Below are 15,762 nucleotides of genomic sequence, written 5' to 3' on the forward strand. Positions count from 1 at the left end.
GACAACCCGCAAGCGAAGATATCCGCGCACGCCCGCCTCCTCCGGCCCAGCATCCGCACCATCCCGTTCACGCGGCCTGTTCGGTCCGTGGCATGACAATTCTGATGGCCGGGACACACCGTGTGCCTGATGATTTTTAGTTAAGTGACACCAGATGTGCCCCGTTCGACAGTTTTTATCCGCAACTCCGGATCCTCTGTTTCCGACCCAGGTCCCTTTGAGGGGAAAAGCTGCCGGAGTTATGCCACACAGGCACGCCGAGCCTAGGGGCCCGAAGGGATCCACTTTCTGCGGACCCTTGAAGGAGTGCCTGCGTAGACGGCAACCCCTACAAGACCCGGTCCCACCTCGCCGGCAACGCAGACCGGTGTATCCGATGGTGTAACGGGGTGATTATAGGCCGGGCCGAAAGCACGGGGATGAAATTATGTTGCCGGCATTGTTTCCAAACGGAAATCCCAACGGTTTATCCCCATGAGGTGCCGCGAGCAGGGGAGTGAGGTTGCATGGCTGTGGGTGCACGTCTGAGGTCAGAAAGAACGCCAAAAAGCCACCCCAACTTCCCTCATTCCTGTGCTCGTCACAGGAATCCAGCCGCCCAAGTCCCTGGGCGAAAAGCACTTTCTTACCAACAAAGAGTCCTCCCACGGCGCAGACGCGCCGTGACTGGATTCCTGTGACAGGCACAGGAATGAGGGAAGTGGGGACGTGCGCTAAGCAAAGTATTGAAAATTCGAGTTATCGAGGTGTCCAACTCCGTGAAAGAAGGATCGATTTCTGCCACGTATTTCTAAGGCCCAACTTCGCCTTGAGATGCGCACAACACCCTCATTCCTGTGCCCGTCACAGGAATCCAGCCGCCCAAGTCCTTGGGCGATAAACACTTTTCTCACCAACAGAGAGTCCTCTCACGGCGCAGACGCGCCGTGACTGGATTCCTGTGACGAGCACAGGAATGAGGGAGCCGGGGGCGTCAGGGCGAGGTTGGAGTTTGAAGCGTTTGGCAGTTATGGATATATTTTTCAATGCCTGCTCAGTCTGTGGATCCGCGCCACACACCTATGCTTGTGACGAGCCTACACGTGCGAGGGTTACCGCTTGTGTGCGACTCCAGCGCCGTCGTGCCGGGTTTCCACCGTTCTACAGGCCGTGAAGATAGTGGGAGATGTCTTGCCAATCCGGGTTGGTGGTCTCGATCAGGTTTAGCTTCCATTGTCGGGGCCACTTTTTCATCGTTTTCTCGCGGATGATCGCGGCTGTCAGCAGATCGTGCTCCTCGAACCAGACCAGCGTTTTCACACCGTGTCGCGAGGTGAAGCCGGGGGTCAGTTCATTCTGGTGGTCGTAAAGCCGGCCGGCCATATCCCGCGTCACGCCGATGTAAAGCGTACCGTTGCGTTTCGATGCGAGTATGTAGACGTAGCCTTTCATCGCCGTATCTTTGCGCGAGTATATCAATAGGTACAATCAAAAATTGAAGCCTGGTTACCCGCCGATATTCTTCTCCTTTCTTGTCCCATGGCCCCCGCTCAAACCCTCCGGCCGATGCGGTTGCGGGTTTGGGAGGGGCTTTCGGCGAATTGGGTGCGGTAGCTGCGGGAAAAGGCTGAGGCGGAGTTGAAGCCGGTGGCGGCGGCGATGTCGGCGAAGGTGGCGGGTGTCTCGATCACCTTGCGGCGGGCGGCGTTGAGGCGGAGCGCGAGGTAGTGGACGTGGGGCGCAACGCCGACGCTTTCGCGGAACAGCGTTTGCAGATGGCGGGCGCTGAGCCCTGCGCGCCTGGCGAGGCGGGCGAGCGACAGGGGCTGCTCGACGGTCTCCTCCATCAGCCGCACCGCGTGGGCGACGCGGGGATCGTTCATCCCGAACGCCGCCGTCGAAGGCATGACCTGCGTGTTGCTGCGGGAACCGGCCTGCTCGTAGATGAACAGCCGGGTTACCTCCAGTGCCAGCGAATAGCCCTGCCGCCGCCGGATGATTTCGAGCATCAGGTCGACGGTTGGCAGCGAGCCGCCGGTGGTGATGCGCTTGCCGTCGATGACGAAGCGCTCGCGCACCATCCGCACCTGCGGATAGGCCGCGGCAAAATCGTCGAAATCCTCCCAATGGGTCGTGGCCGCCACGTTGTCGAGCAGGCTTGCTTCCGCCAGCAGCCATGTCCCGGATTCGATGCCGGCGATGACCGTGCGATAACGCGCGGTCTGGGACAGCTGCATCTTCAGGGCCGGCGTGGCGCTCCGCTGCCAGTTGTAGGCGCCGAGCACGAACAGCGGCGTCGTCTCCCTGGCCGGACGGAAGGCGGCGTCTACGGGGATTTGGATATTACTCGTCGTCTGCACCGGAGCGCCGTCGGGGGTGAACAATCGCCACCGGTAGATCTCGCTGCCGGCAATGCGGTTGGCGCCCCGCAGCGGCTCGATGACCGAGGCAATCAGGATCAGGTTGGTCTCCGGCAGGATCAGCAGGTCGATATCCAGCGGGGCGTTCGACGAGGTCAGCATAGGGATCGGGGTCCGTTTCCGATAATGTATAATCTACTTCCGAAAATGCAAAGCAATCCTCTCCGTCATGCCGCGTAATCCGGTCAACCAATGGAGACCCCCAAATGCCTCTTGCCATGAATCGCGATGTGTTCATCACCTGTGCCGTCACCGGTGCCGGCGATACGGCTTCGAAGTCCGCCCATGTGCCGGTTACCCCGAAGCAGATCGCCGAATCCGCCATCGATGCCGCAAGGGCTGGCGCTGCCATCGTCCATTGCCATGTTCGCGATCCCGAAACCGGTGCTGGCAGCCGTCGCATCGAGCTTTACCGGGAGGTCACGGACCGCATCCGTGCCTCCGAGGTCGACGTCGTGCTGAACCTGACGGCCGGCATGGGCGGCGACATGATTTTCGGCGATGTCGAAAATCCGCTGCCGCTCAATCCTGTCGGCACCGACATGGGCGGCGCCACGGACCGTGTTGCCCACGTCGCCGAGTGCCTGCCGGAAATCTGCACGCTCGACTGCGGCACGATGAATTTCTCGCTCGGCGACTACGTGATGACCAACACGCCCGCCATGCTGCGCGCCATGGCGAAGAAGATGACCGATCTCGGCGTCCGCCCGGAGATCGAGGCCTTCGACACTGGCCACCTGTGGTTTGCCAAGCAGCTGGTCGAGGAAGGCCTGATCGAGGACCCGGTGTTGATCCAGCTCTGCATGGGCATCCCCTGGGGCGCGCCCGACGATCTCAATACATTTATGGCGATGGTCAACAACGTGCCGCCGAGCTGGACATTTTCGGCCTTTTCGATCGGCCGCAACGCCATGGCCTATCCGGCCGCCGCCATCCTTGCCGGCGGCAATGTCCGCGTCGGGCTGGAGGATAATCTCTATGTCGGCAAGGGCAAGCTCGCCACCAATGAGCAGCTGGTCGAAAAAGCGGTCACCGTCGTCGAAGGCATGGGCGGCCGGATCATCGGGCCGGACGAGGTGCGGCGCAAGCTGAAGCTGACGAAGCGGTAGGAATATGGGTCCGGCTAACGGCCCTCATCCGGCCTTCGGCCACCTTCTCCCCGGGGGAGAAGGGCAGGCGGAGAGGATGTTGCCCGAAGGGTCGGATGAGGGAATTTAGAGCATGGCAGGAACTATCATGACCAAAATCACCAGAGCGGCCTGCATCGGCGGTGGCGTTATCGGCGGGGGATGGATCGCCCGGTTTCTGCTGGCCGGTGTCGACGTCAAGGTGTTCGACCCGCATCCGGACGCCCGGCGCATTGTCGGCGAAGTGCTGGCCAATGCCGAGCGGGCCTATGCGATGCTGACCGGGGCGCCGCTGCCGGCACGGGGTCGGCTGACGTTCACGGCAAGCCTCGAGGAGGCGGTTGCCGATGCGGACTGGATCCAGGAGAGCGTGCCGGAGCGGCTCGACCTGAAGCGCGGCGTACTCAACCAGATCGATGCGGCGGCCCGGCCGGACGCGCTGATCGGCTCCTCGACCTCGGGCCTGCTGCCGAGCGAATTGCAGCGCGACATGCGCCATCCGGAACGCCTGTTCGTCGCCCATCCCTACAACCCGGTCTACCTGTTGCCGCTGGTCGAGATCGTCGGCGGCGAGAAGACTACGGCCGAAACGATCAGGGCGGCAATGGACTGGCTGGTGCCTATCGGCATGAAGGGCGTCCATATTGCTAAGGAGATCGAGGCATTTGTTGGCGACCGCCTGCTGGAGGCCCTGTGGCGCGAGGCGCTGTGGCTGATCAGGGACGATATCTGCACGGTCGAGACGCTCGACGATGTCATCCGCTATTCCTTTGGCCTGCGGTGGGCGCAGATGGGGCTGTTCGAGACCTATCGCATTGCCGGGGGCGAGGCCGGCATGCGGCATTTCCTCGCGCAGTTCGGCCCGTGCCTCGCCTGGCCCTGGAGCAAGCTTACCGACGTCGTCGATCTCGACGACGCGCTGGTGGAAAAGATCGGCCGGCAATCGGACGAACAGGCCGGCGGCCGCTCGATCCGCGAACTCGAACGCATCCGTGACGAAAACCTCGTCGGCATTCTGCAGACGCTGAAGGGCGGCGACGGCGGCAATGGCTGGGGTGCCGGCAAGCTGCTGAAGGAATTCGAGGATGGCCTCTGGGCCGAGGGCGGCGGGAGCAACGCCCGGCACGACACCGCAGGGCCGCTGAAGCTGGTCGAGACCAAGGTCAGCCCGGCCTGGGTCGACTATAACGGCCACATGACGGAACACCGCTATCTGCAGGTGTTCGGCGACACGTCGGATGCGCTGCTGCGGCTCGTCGGCGTCGATCTCGCCTATGTCCGGGACGGTCACAGCTACTACACCGTCGAGACCCATATCCGGCATCTCGGTGAAGCGAAACTCGGACAGCCGATCCATGCCACCTGCCAGATTCTCTCGGCCGACGACAAGCGGCTGCAGGTTTTCCACACCATCCACAACAGCGAGACAGGCGATGCGATCGCCACCGCAGAGCAGATGCTGCTGCATGTGGATTCCAAGGCGGGCAAGGCGATGCCGGCGCCGGAAAATATCCTGAACAGAATCATGGCCATCGCCGATGCCCATGCGACGCTTCCCCCGCCGGAGGGTGCGGGACGGCATGTCGGGCAGAAACGACAGGGGTAGGATGGATATCGCAATCGGTGCCGCCGGCGCGGGATTTGGGCCGCGCGGCAACAGCTTTGAAACCGATGGGCGGATTGGCAGGGATGCCGGTCCGCATCGTCGCATCGGGGGTAGTTTCTGTCGCGTCCAACCGCTGCAATCGGTGGTGAACCCGCCATTACTGAAAGGCGAAACCGATGGCGGGCGGGCAGCCGTTCCGCCGTTAAACGTCGAGGATTGCCGCGCATCCGGTTACGAAAAGATGCAGCGAATTTATCAGGGAGATCGATCAAGGGTTTGAATTGGCTGCTATCTCCGTATAGTCGTCGGCAATGGATCGGACCGGGAAGTCAACGCCGAAAACGGCAGCCGGGATACGAAGTCTAATAACAACCAGAGAAGAGGAACAGGGAATGAGCGAGTTTACGAAATATCTGACCGGTCGTGTCACCTCGGGGGGCATGAACCGCCGCGAATTCATGGGTCGCGCCATGGCCGCCGGTATCACGCTTGCCGCCGCCGACGCGATGTTTGCCACCAGCGCCATGGCGCAGACGCCGAAAAAGGGTGGCCACCTGAAGCTCGGGCTGGAGGGCGGATCGTCGACCGACAGCATCGACCCGGCCTCGGCTACCTCGCAGGTCATGTTTGTTGCCGTGCGCACCTGGGGCGACACGCTGGTGGAGACCCATCCGCAGACACGCAAGCCACTTCCGGCGCTCGCCGAATCCTGGACATCGTCGCCTGACGCCAAGATCTGGACCTTCAAGATCCGCAAGGGCGTGCAGTTCCACGATGGCAAGGAAATGACCATCGACGACGTCGTCGCCACCCTGCACCGCCATTCCGACGAGAAGTCGAAGTCCGGCGCTCTTGGCATGATGAAGTCGCTGACCAAGATCGAGAACCAGAACGGCGATCTCGTCATCACCCTCGACCAGGGCAATGCCGACATGCCGGCGCTCCTGACCGACTACCACCTCGTCATCCAGCCGAACGGCGGCATGGACAACCCGACGGCGGCGATCGGCACCGGCGCCTACAAGGTGGCCAATTTCCAGGCCGGCGTGCGCATGACCTTCGAGAAGAACCCGAACGACTGGCGCACGGATCGCGGTTATGTCGACAGCGTCGAGCTGATCACCATGAACGACGCGACAGCCCGCGTCGCCGCCCTCACCTCCGGCCAGGTCCACTGTATCAACCGCATCGATCCAAAGACGGTCAACCTTCTGAAACGCGCCCCGAACGTCCAGCTTCTGACGACGGCCGGCGGCGGTCACTACGTCTTCATCATGCACTGCGACACCGCACCGTTCGACAACAACGACCTGCGTCTCGCGCTGAAATACGCCATCGACCGCGAGGAAATGGTCAAGCGCATCCTTGGCGGCTACGGCTCGCTCGGCAACGACTTCCCGATCAACAGCACCTATGCGCTGTTCCCAGACGGCATCGAGCAGCGCAAGTACGATCCAGACAAAGCGAAGTTCCACTACAAGAAGTCCGGCCACGACGGCTCGATCCTGATGCGGACCTCGGAAGTTGCCTTCCCCGGCGCCGTCGATGCGTCCGTGCTGTTCCAGCAGAGCGCCAAGAAGGCTGGCATCAACCTCGAGATCAAGCGCGAGCCGGCCGATGGCTACTGGACCAACGTCTGGAACAAGCAGCCGTTCAGCGCCTCCTACTGGGGCAGCCGCGCGACACAGGACCAGTTCTACTCCGGCGCCTACCTGTCCACCGCCGACTGGAACGATACCCGTTTCAAGCGCCCGGATTTCGACAAGCTGCTGGTATCGGCCCGTGCCGAACTGGACGAGACCAAGCGCAAGGACCTCTATCGCCAGATGGCCATGATGGTCCGCGACGAAGGCGGCACCATCCTGCCGATGTTCAACGACTTCGTGAACGCCGGTTCGAAGAAGCTGATGAACTATGTGCAGGACATCGGCAACGACATGTCGAACGGCTATGTCGCCACCCGCGTCTGGCTCGACGCCTGAGACTGAAACCGGGCGGCCTATGCGCCGCCCGCCAGACTGGCGTGTGGATCGTCGGGCGTCTCGCCCCCGATCCTGCCCTCCACGTTTCAGAAAAGCCCTATCCGGTTCAGAAAAGGCGGTCCGCCCATGTCCAATTCGATCGACACCGACGGTCTTCCCGGCCGCAGGCTGCGCGAGAAGTTTCCACTGGCGGCGCTGATCCTCGAGCGTCTCATCCTCAGCATCGTCCTGCTGTTTGCCGTCTCGCTGCTGATCTTCGTCGGCCTCCAGGCGCTGCCCGGCGATTTCGCCTCGACCTATCTCGGCCAGTCGGCGACGCCTCAGGCAATCGCCAACATCCGCGATCAGCTGGGCCTCAACCAGCCGCTCCTGTCGCGCTATCTGTCGTGGCTCGGCCATGCCATGGTCGGCGACTTCGGTACCTCCTGGGCGAGCCAGAATTCGGTCAGCGAGCAGATCGGCCTCAGGCTCGGCAATTCGCTGTTTCTCGCCGGATTTGCGGCATTGATCTCCGTGCCGCTGGCCGTCGGGCTCGGCATGCTGTCGGTGCATTTCCGCAACCGGATGCCGGACAAGATCATCAACATCGTGTCGCTGGCGGCGATCTCGCTGCCTGAGTTTTTCATCGGCTACCTGCTGATCATGTTCTTCGCCGTGAAATTCGGAGTCGCTACCTTCCCGGCCACCGTCTATGCCGAAATGAGCCTCTATGACCGGCTGCAGGCAATTGCCCTGCCGACGGCGACGCTGGTTCTCGTCGTGCTCGCCCACATGATGCGGATGACGCGGGCAGCGATCCTCTCGGTGATGTCGTCGGCCTATATGGAGACGGCTGAACTGAAAGGCCTCAGCGCCTTCCGCTCGATCGTCCGGCATGCGGCGCCGAATGCGCTGGCGCCGATCATCAACGTCGTGGCGCTGAACCTTGCCTATCTCGTCGTCGGCGTTGTCGTGGTCGAGGTGGTGTTCGTCTATCCCGGCATGGGCCAGTACATGGTGGACGCCGTGACGGTGCGCGACATGCCCGTCGTCCAGGCTTGCGGCCTGATCTTCGCTGCCGTCTACATCCTCTTGAACATGGTGGCCGACATCCTTGCCATTGTCGCCAACCCCCGTCTGAGGCATCCGCGATGAGATTGAGAGAGATCCCCATCACCGCCTGGGTCGGCATGGCAGGCATCCTGCTGGCGCTGGTCTGCGCCATATTCGCCCCGTGGATCGCTCCGCATGGCGAGACCGAGGTCGTCGGCGAGGTCTGGGCGCCGGCCGACGGGCAATTCTACTTCGGGCTCGACAATCTCGGCCGAGACATTCTCTCTCGGCTGATCTTCGGCGCCCGTACGACGCTGTCCGTGGCGCTCGGTGCGACGCTGATCTCGTTCTCGCTCGGCATCATCCTGTCGTTTACCGCAGCCGTCTCGCGCGGCGTGATCGACACCGTGCTGTCGCGCTTCAACGATCTGATGATGTCGATCCCGACGCTGATTTTCGCGCTGGTGGTTCTGGCGGTGCTGCCGCAGAACCTGGTCGTGCTGATCCTGGTCATGGCTATTCTCGACAGTACCCGCGTCTACCGTCTCGGTCGGGCGGTGGCGCTCGACGTGGCGGTGATGGAGTTCGTCGAGGCGGCAAAGCTGCGTGGCGAAGGCAAGATCTGGATCATCTTCCGCGAAATCCTGCCAAACACGCTGTCGCCGCTCCTGGCTGAATTCGGCCTGCGCTTTGCCTTCGCAATCCTCTTTCTTTCCACACTCTCCTTCCTCGGTCTCGGCATCCAGCCGCCGACTGCAGACTGGGGCGGCATGGTGAAGGACAACAAGGACGGCATCATCTTCGGCATTTCTGCAGCGCTTCTGCCCGGCGGGGCCATCGCGGCGCTCGCCATCTGTGTCAATCTGGTGGTCGACTGGCTGTTGAAGCGGACGTCCAGCCTCAAGGGAGGACGTGGCGATGCCTGAGCTGCTTTCGGTACGCGGCCTGAAGATCGAGGCCACCAGCTATCCGCCCGGCGAGCCGCCGAAGCGCGTGACTATCGTCGACGATGTCTCTTTCGATCTCGCCAAGGGCAAGGTGCTCGGCCTTATCGGCGAATCCGGCGCGGGCAAGTCGACCATCGGCCTGTCGGCACTTGCCTACGGTCGCGGGGGTGCAGAAATCACCGGCGGGGAAGTGCTGCTCGACGGTGAGAACCTTCTGGCGCTCGGCAAATCCGGCATCCGCCGGGTGCGCGGCGCCCGCGTCTGCTACGTGGCACAATCGGCGGCGGCCGCCTTCAATCCAGCGCACCGGCTCGGCGGACAGGTCATCGAGGCCTCCGTAAAGCACGGCCTGATGACCAAGGAAGAGGCCCGGACCCGCGCGCTCTATCTGTTCCGCGTCCTCGGCCTGCCCAACCCCGAGACGTTTGGCGAGCGCTATCCGCATCAGGTCTCCGGCGGGCAATTGCAGCGCGCCATGACCGCCATGGCACTGTGTTCCAACCCGGAGCTGATCGTCTTTGACGAGCCGACCACGGCGCTCGACGTGACGACCCAGATCGACGTGCTTGCCGCCATCAAGCACGCCATTGAGGCCACCAACACGGCGGCCCTCTACATCACCCACGACCTTGCCGTCGTTGCCCAGATTTCCGACGACATCATGGTGCTGCGCCACGGCAAGACGGTGGAATACGGCACCGCCCAGCAGATCATCGAGGCGCCGCGCGAGGCCTATACCCAGGCGCTCGTCAACGTCCGCCAGGCGCTGCGGACCGAGGCTGCCGTCCAGACCGGCACGCTGCTGAAGGTCGAGAATATCACTGCCGGCTATTCCAACGGCTTCAAGGTGCTGTTTGACGTCACGCTGCATGTGCCGAAGGGTCAGACGCTGGCGATCGTCGGCGAATCCGGTTCCGGAAAGTCGACGCTGGCACGCGTCATTACCGGCCTGCTACCGCCCCAGCAGGGCAGTGTCTCGTTCGGCGATAAAATGCTGTCCCCTGCCCTGAAAGGTCGCTCGAACGACGACCTTCGACGCATCCAGCTGATCTACCAGATGGCCGACACGGCGATGAACCCGCGCCAGACCGTCCGTGACATCATCGGCCGGCCCCTGACCTTCTATTATGGCCTGCGTGGAGCTGCAAAAACGGCCCGCGTGAAAGAGTTGCTTGAGCAGATCGAGATGGGAACCGGCTTCGTCGACCGCTATCCGGCCGAACTGTCCGGCGGCCAGAAGCAGCGCGTCGCCATCGCCCGCGCCCTTGCTGCCAATCCGGAGCTGATCCTTTGCGACGAGCCGACCTCAGCGCTGGATCCATTGGTGGCAGAAGGCATTCTGAGCCTTTTGATGAAGCTGCAGGAGGAAAAGCAGCTTTCCTACATCTTCATCACCCACGACATCGCTATCGTCCGCGCCATCGCCGACAGCGTTGCCGTCATGCATCGTGGCAAGCTGGTACGGTTCGGGCCGAAATCGACGGTACTCGCCCCACCCTTCGACGACTACACCGACCTGTTGCTGAAATCGGTGCCGGAAATGGAGATCGGCTGGCTGGAGAAGGTGCTGACGACGCGGAAGATGGAGAGCGCAGGGAATTGAGCTATGATGCTGGTGGCTGTCGGCGCTGGCTCAAAGTCTCCCTCATACTGTGCCCGTCACAGGTATCCAGCCACGGCGCGTCTGCGCCGTGAAAGGACAGGGCGCGGTGGTAAGATCAACTATACTCTTTGGAGGTGCAACATGCGTGAGATTGAACTTCAGAAGGCACAGGAAAAATTGTCCGCCCTCGTTAAAGACGCATTGAAAAGCAAGCCCACCATCATCACCCGCGATGGCGAAAAGTCGGCGGTCATTCTATCCTATGATGACTATCAAAATCTTCCAGGCGTTCGGCTGAGTGCTGAGGCAGGGGTCATGCACGAGTAGCTATTGCTGGAACGAAAGACTGATACCTATCAAGTTCTTCGACATCTGATTATCGCCTTTGACTATTGCCTTGGAATTGGAATGCCATGACTGACCGCCCCTTCACCGTCATCGAAAACCAGTGGATCACGCTTGCCGACGGCACGCGGCTCGCTGCCCGTATCTGGATGCCCGACAATGCCGAGGCGGATCCGGTGCCGGCGGTGTTCGAGTTCCTGCCGTATCGCAAGCGTGATGGAACCAGCCCGCGAGACGAATCCACCTATCCAGTGTTTGCGGCTGCCGGCATTGCCGGGGTGCGCGTCGATATCCGGGGGTCGGGCGAATCCGATGGCGTCATCGATGGCGAATATACCGAGCTGGAGCTCGCCAATGCCTGCGAGCTGATCGCCTGGATTGCCGCCCAGCCGTGGTCGAACGGGTCTGTCGGCATGATGGGGATTTCCTGGGGCGGCTTCAACTGCCTGCAGGTGGCAGCCCTCAATCCGCCGGCGCTGAAGGCGGTGATCTCGATCGCCTCGACCGTCGATCGCTATAATGACGACATTCACTACAAGGACGGCTGCCATCTGTCGGCGCAGCTCTCCTGGGCAGCGACCATGCTCGCCTACCAGTCACGTGCGCCCGACCCCGAGATCGTCGGCGAGCGCTGGCGCGAGATGTGGATGGAGCGGCTGGAGAACGAGCCGTTCTTCATGGAGGAGTGGCTGCAGCACCAGCGTCGCGACGCATTCTGGCAACATGGATCGATCGGCGACGATTTCTCGGCCTTCAAGGTTCCGGCCCTTGTAATCGCCGGGTGGGCCGATGGTTACCGCAATACGCCGCTGAAAGCCGTTGAGGGACTGGGCGACAAGGCCAAGGCGCTGATCGGCCCCTGGGTGCACAAATATCCACATTTCGCCTGGCCGAAACCGCGTGCCGATTTCCATGGCGAGGCAATTGCCTGGTGGAACCGCTGGCTGCGCGGCGAGGACAACGGTATCGAAAACCTGCCGCAGGTGCGTGCCTTCATGCTCGATGCCCCGAAGCCTGCGACCCGCCGCGATGTCGATCCCGGCTTCTGGGTTTCCAAGCCCGAATGGCAGCAACCGGATATGCAGTGCTTCTATGTCGAGCAGTTCGGGGCGCTGATGGAAGGGATGCCGATCCCGCATGCGCCGGAGCACCCGGTCTTCCTGAAGTCGCCGCTCGACACGGGCACCGCATCCGGCGAATGGTTCACCCTCAAGCCGGATGCCGAGATGGCACTCGACCAGCGCGGCGACGATGGTGGCTCGCTGGTGTTCCAGACACCGGTGCTGACGGAAGCCCATGATTTCCTCGGGCGCCCCGAACTGACGCTGACGGTCCGCGCTAACGCCGAGCTTGCCAATCTCTGCGCCCGCATCGTCGATATCCATCCGGACGGTACCGCGACGCGAGTGACCTTCGGCGTTCTCAATCTCGCCCATCGTGACAGTAATGCCGAGCCGCAGCCGATGGTGCCGGGCGAGCCGACGCAGATCCGTCTGGTGCTCGATGCCTGCGGCTATCGCTTCCAGGCCGGCCACCGCATCCGCCTGTCGCTGTCGACTGCCTACTGGCCGATGCTGCTGCCGCCACCCGTCGACGAAGGCGTGACCATCGATCTCGCCTCTATAGGCCTTGCGATGCCGCTGCTCGGCGAGCACCAGATGTTCGAGATGAAGCAGCCGGATAACCCCGATCCGCTGCCGAAGTATATCGAGCACAAGCCGAGCGAGACGAAGCGCCAGGTGGTGCGCGATCTCTCCGCCGGTCGCACCGATTACTGCGTTTATGAAGACACCGGCCTGTTCGAGCATCCCGGCACCGGCCTGTCGACGCGCCAGCTGCGCGACGAGGTGTGGTCGATCTCCGCCAACGATCCGTTGTCGATGAAGGGCAAATCGGTGTGGACCTGCGACATGCAGCGGCCCGGCTGGTTCGTCCGCACCGTCTCGACCGCGACGATTGCCTGCACGGCGACGGAATGGCTGATCGGCGGTTCGGTCATCGGCTACGAGGGCGATGCGAAGGTCTTCGAAAAGACCTTCGACAAGGCCGTGCCGCGCGACATGATGTGATCAGAGCGTGTCGGCAAATCGGCTGACCGCGATGCAGACTGCGCGAAAGCCTGCCTGTGCGCCGTTGCTCATATGGCGGGCCCGGAGCCAGGCATGCACCATCTGCGGCTCCTCGCGGAACCAGATCTCGACGCCGTCAGCGGCAAGCCGTCCGGCATAAAGTCTTCCGTCGTCGCGCAGCGGATCGAAATGGGCGACCGTGATGTAGGCTGGCGGCAGGCCCGCACAGGTCCGGGCTAGCAGCGGATGAGCGACAGGCTCGTCTGCAGGCGCCTTGAGGATGGCGCGATAATAGGCGAGATCGGCGGTCGTTAGCCCCGGAGCGTCTGCCATCTCCTGGTAGGAGCCCGAGACGAGGTCGCCGCCGAGCGCCGGGTAGATAAGCACTTGGCCGACGATCCCATCCAGCCCTTCGTCGCGTGCCCTGAGCGTCAGGCCTGCCGCGAGGTTGCCGCCGGCGCTGTCGCCGATGACGACAACCGTCTCGCCATCGCCGAGCAGCAGCTTCAGCACCGTGAAGCAATCGTCCGTCTGCACCGGCCACACATGTTCCGGGGCCAGGCGGTAATCGACGGCAATCAGTTCGACGCCCGCAGCGTCGGCGATCTCGGCGCAGATCGAATGATGGCTCGACAGCGAGCCGACGACATAGCCGCCGCCATGCAGATAGAGCAGTTTCGTCGACGTCCGCACGTCGGCGGGGCGATATCGACGGGTCGGGACGGTGCCAATCGGGCAATCTTCTGCCGTCATGCCGTCCGGCATTCGCCTCTCGAACTGGGCGCAGAGTGCATCGTACCAGAGACGCTGCTGGCCAATCGACGCATCGACGGCATCGGCCGGGTAGAAGCTGTCGCACAGCTGCAGGAATTCGAGGATGCCTGCCTCGCCTGGCATCGGGCGGATGGTTTCCGGCATTGTCTTCTCCCCGTTTGCAGGCGCATTTCGCCAAAAATCACGCTGTGCGATTCCCGGACTCGATAAAAACCCGTTTTTAACGTTTACCGCTTATTCATCTCTCGGAAGAGAGTGAGTTTGCGATGCGTAAATTGTTTATCGCCGCCCTTGTCGTGTTGTCCAGTTGCGCGACGGCGCCCCATCAGATCCGCAACAGCTGCGCGATTTTCGAGCAGCGCGACGGCCTTTTCAACAACTGGCGACGTGCAGCTGACAAAGCCTCGCGCGAGTACGGAGTCCCCGTGCCGGTGCTGATGGCGACGATCTACGTCGAATCCGGTTTCCAGCCCTATGCACGGCCACCGCGCACACTATTGCTCGGTTTCATCCCATGGACGCGGCCTTCGAGCGCCTACGGTTATGCCCAGGCTCTCGATGGAACATGGTCGCGCTACCAGCGGGCGACCGGCCACTGGTCGGCCCGACGGACCAATTTTGCCGACGCGATCAATTTCATCGGCTGGTACCATGCGCAAAGTCATCTCCAGAACGGCATCGCGCTGAACGATACCTACAATCTCTACATGGCCTATTATGTCGGCCATGACGGCTACAGCCGCGGCAGCTTCCGCTCCAATGGCGAGCTTCAGCGCACCGCCCGCCGGGCCGCCGGCATTGCCTCGACCTACAACAGCCAGCTGCGCACCTGCGGCGGCTGATCGGCCGCCGTCCGACGTTTCGGCCCTGTGAAAACGGCTCTTCGTTCCTAGGTTAGGCTTATCAGCCCTTGAAGGAACAGAGATGAAAATCGCAGTCCTCGACGACTATCAGAATGTGGCCCTGACGCTTGCAGACTGGTCCGATGTGACCAGGCGGGCGGAGGTCACCGTCTTCAACGATCACCTCGCCGACCGGCAGAAACTCGTCCGGCGGCTGGCGCCGTTCGATGTGATCTGCGTCATGCGCGAACGCACGCCGATGCCGGCCGAGTTGCTGGCACAATTGCCCAACCTGAAGCTCATCGTCTCGACAGGCGCGCGCAATGCCTCGATCGATGTTGGAGCTGCGGCGGAACGCGGCATCGTCGTCAAGCACACGGGCTATGCATCGACGGCGACCGTGGAAATGACATGGGCGCTGATCCTCGGCGTTGCCCGTCACGTCGCCAGCGAGAATGCCTCGCTTCGATCCGGCGGCTGGCAGCGTTCGATCGGTTACGATCTCAACGGCAAGACGCTCGGGTTGCTCGGGCTTGGCAATGTCGGCTCACGGGTCGCCACCATCGCCCACGCATTCGGCATGAAGACCATCGCCTGGAGCCAGAACCTGACGGCTGAAAAGGCCGAACAGTTCGGGACGACGCTGGTCTCGAAAGAGGCGCTGTTCCGGCATTCCGATTTCCTGAGCGTGCATCTGGTGCTCAGCGATCGCAGTCGCGGACTGGTCGGGGCCGACGAGATTGCGCTGATGAAGCCTTCCTCCTTCCTCATCAATACCTCGCGCGGCCCTATCGTCACGGAGGCGGCGCTGATCGATGCGCTCGAGCGCAAGGCCATCGCCGGTGCTGCGGTGGATGTCTTCGACGTCGAGCCGATGTTGCCGGATCATCCATTCCGGACACTGCCCAATGTCCTGGCCACCCCGCATATCGGCTACGTCTCGCAGTCGCTGTACGAGACGTTCTACGGCGATACCGTTTCCCATGTTAGCGAGTGGCTGACCGCGAACGCCGGCTAGCCTTCGTGACGGGACGGT

14 protein-coding genes are annotated in these 15,762 nt (G+C 62.4%); 11 read left to right on the forward strand and 3 right to left on the reverse strand.

Features of this window, described 5'->3' with window-relative positions; all coding sequences use genetic code 11:
* Positions 1–1,140: 1,140 nt before the first annotated feature.
* Both J5289_RS26310 and J5289_RS26315 read right to left on the reverse strand, forming a co-directional pair.
* Positions 1,141–1,431 (reverse strand): GIY-YIG nuclease family protein, encoded by a 291-nt coding sequence (locus J5289_RS26310; RefSeq protein WP_209185705.1) that lies wholly within the window; start codon positions 1,429–1,431, stop codon positions 1,141–1,143.
* 98 nt (positions 1,432–1,529) lie between these two features.
* Positions 1,530–2,501, reverse strand: a complete 972-nt coding sequence (locus tag J5289_RS26315) for a GlxA family transcriptional regulator (RefSeq protein WP_209185704.1) — start codon at positions 2,499–2,501, stop codon at positions 1,530–1,532.
* Between the two features lie 104 nt (positions 2,502–2,605).
* Here J5289_RS26315 and J5289_RS26320 point away from each other — a divergent pair, with 104 nt between their 5' ends.
* The 9 genes from J5289_RS26320 to J5289_RS26360 all read left to right on the forward strand — a co-directional run bounded on the left by J5289_RS26320 (position 2,606) and on the right by J5289_RS26360 (position 13,110).
* Positions 2,606–3,508: a 3-keto-5-aminohexanoate cleavage protein gene (locus tag J5289_RS26320; RefSeq protein WP_209185703.1), complete on the forward strand. Its 903-nt coding sequence runs from the start codon at positions 2,606–2,608 to the stop codon at positions 3,506–3,508.
* Positions 3,509–3,635: 127 nt separating this feature from the next.
* Entirely contained in the window at positions 3,636–5,132 is a 1,497-nt protein-coding gene (locus J5289_RS26325; protein ID WP_209185702.1) for a carnitine 3-dehydrogenase, read from the forward strand.
* A gap of 1 nt (position 5,133) precedes the next feature.
* Complete coding sequence (locus tag J5289_RS26330) at positions 5,134–5,412, forward strand: hypothetical protein (protein ID WP_209185701.1); 279 nt, start codon at positions 5,134–5,136, stop codon at positions 5,410–5,412.
* Positions 5,413–5,524: 112 nt separating this feature from the next.
* Positions 5,525–7,114 (forward strand): ABC transporter substrate-binding protein, encoded by a 1,590-nt coding sequence (locus tag J5289_RS26335; protein WP_142824872.1) that lies wholly within the window; start codon positions 5,525–5,527, stop codon positions 7,112–7,114.
* Positions 7,115–7,240: 126 nt separating this feature from the next.
* Positions 7,241–8,248 (forward strand): ABC transporter permease, encoded by a 1,008-nt coding sequence (locus J5289_RS26340; protein ID WP_209185700.1) that lies wholly within the window; start codon positions 7,241–7,243, stop codon positions 8,246–8,248.
* Positions 8,245–9,072, forward strand: a complete 828-nt coding sequence (locus J5289_RS26345; protein ID WP_142824874.1) for an ABC transporter permease — start codon at positions 8,245–8,247, stop codon at positions 9,070–9,072. Before J5289_RS26340 ends, J5289_RS26345 begins: the two co-directional genes overlap by 4 nt.
* Complete coding sequence (locus J5289_RS26350) at positions 9,065–10,696, forward strand: ABC transporter ATP-binding protein (RefSeq protein ID WP_209185699.1); 1,632 nt, start codon at positions 9,065–9,067, stop codon at positions 10,694–10,696. The genes J5289_RS26345 and J5289_RS26350 overlap by 8 nt, the downstream gene beginning before the upstream one ends.
* Positions 10,697–10,837: 141 nt before the next feature.
* Entirely contained in the window at positions 10,838–11,023 is a 186-nt protein-coding gene (locus tag J5289_RS26355; RefSeq protein WP_142824876.1) for a type II toxin-antitoxin system Phd/YefM family antitoxin, read from the forward strand.
* Between the two features lie 86 nt (positions 11,024–11,109).
* On the forward strand, positions 11,110–13,110 hold the full coding sequence (locus tag J5289_RS26360; RefSeq protein WP_209185698.1) for a CocE/NonD family hydrolase: 2,001 nt from the start codon (positions 11,110–11,112) through the stop codon (positions 13,108–13,110).
* Here J5289_RS26360 and J5289_RS26365 read toward each other — a convergent pair whose 3' ends face one another.
* A complete protein-coding gene (locus J5289_RS26365) occupies positions 13,111–14,028 on the reverse strand; it encodes an alpha/beta hydrolase (RefSeq protein ID WP_247749353.1) in 918 nt (305 codons plus the stop codon).
* Between the two features lie 122 nt (positions 14,029–14,150).
* Here J5289_RS26365 and J5289_RS26370 point away from each other — a divergent pair, with 122 nt between their 5' ends.
* A complete protein-coding gene (locus J5289_RS26370; RefSeq protein ID WP_142824878.1) occupies positions 14,151–14,726 on the forward strand; it encodes a transglycosylase SLT domain-containing protein in 576 nt (191 codons plus the stop codon).
* Between the two features lie 82 nt (positions 14,727–14,808).
* Positions 14,809–15,744: a D-2-hydroxyacid dehydrogenase family protein gene (locus J5289_RS26375; protein WP_209185697.1), complete on the forward strand. Its 936-nt coding sequence runs from the start codon at positions 14,809–14,811 to the stop codon at positions 15,742–15,744.
* Positions 15,745–15,762 lie beyond the last annotated feature (18 nt).

The organism is Rhizobium sp. B230/85, assembly GCF_019355735.1.
In the GTDB taxonomy this organism is placed as follows: domain Bacteria; phylum Pseudomonadota; class Alphaproteobacteria; order Rhizobiales; family Rhizobiaceae; genus Rhizobium; species Rhizobium rhododendri.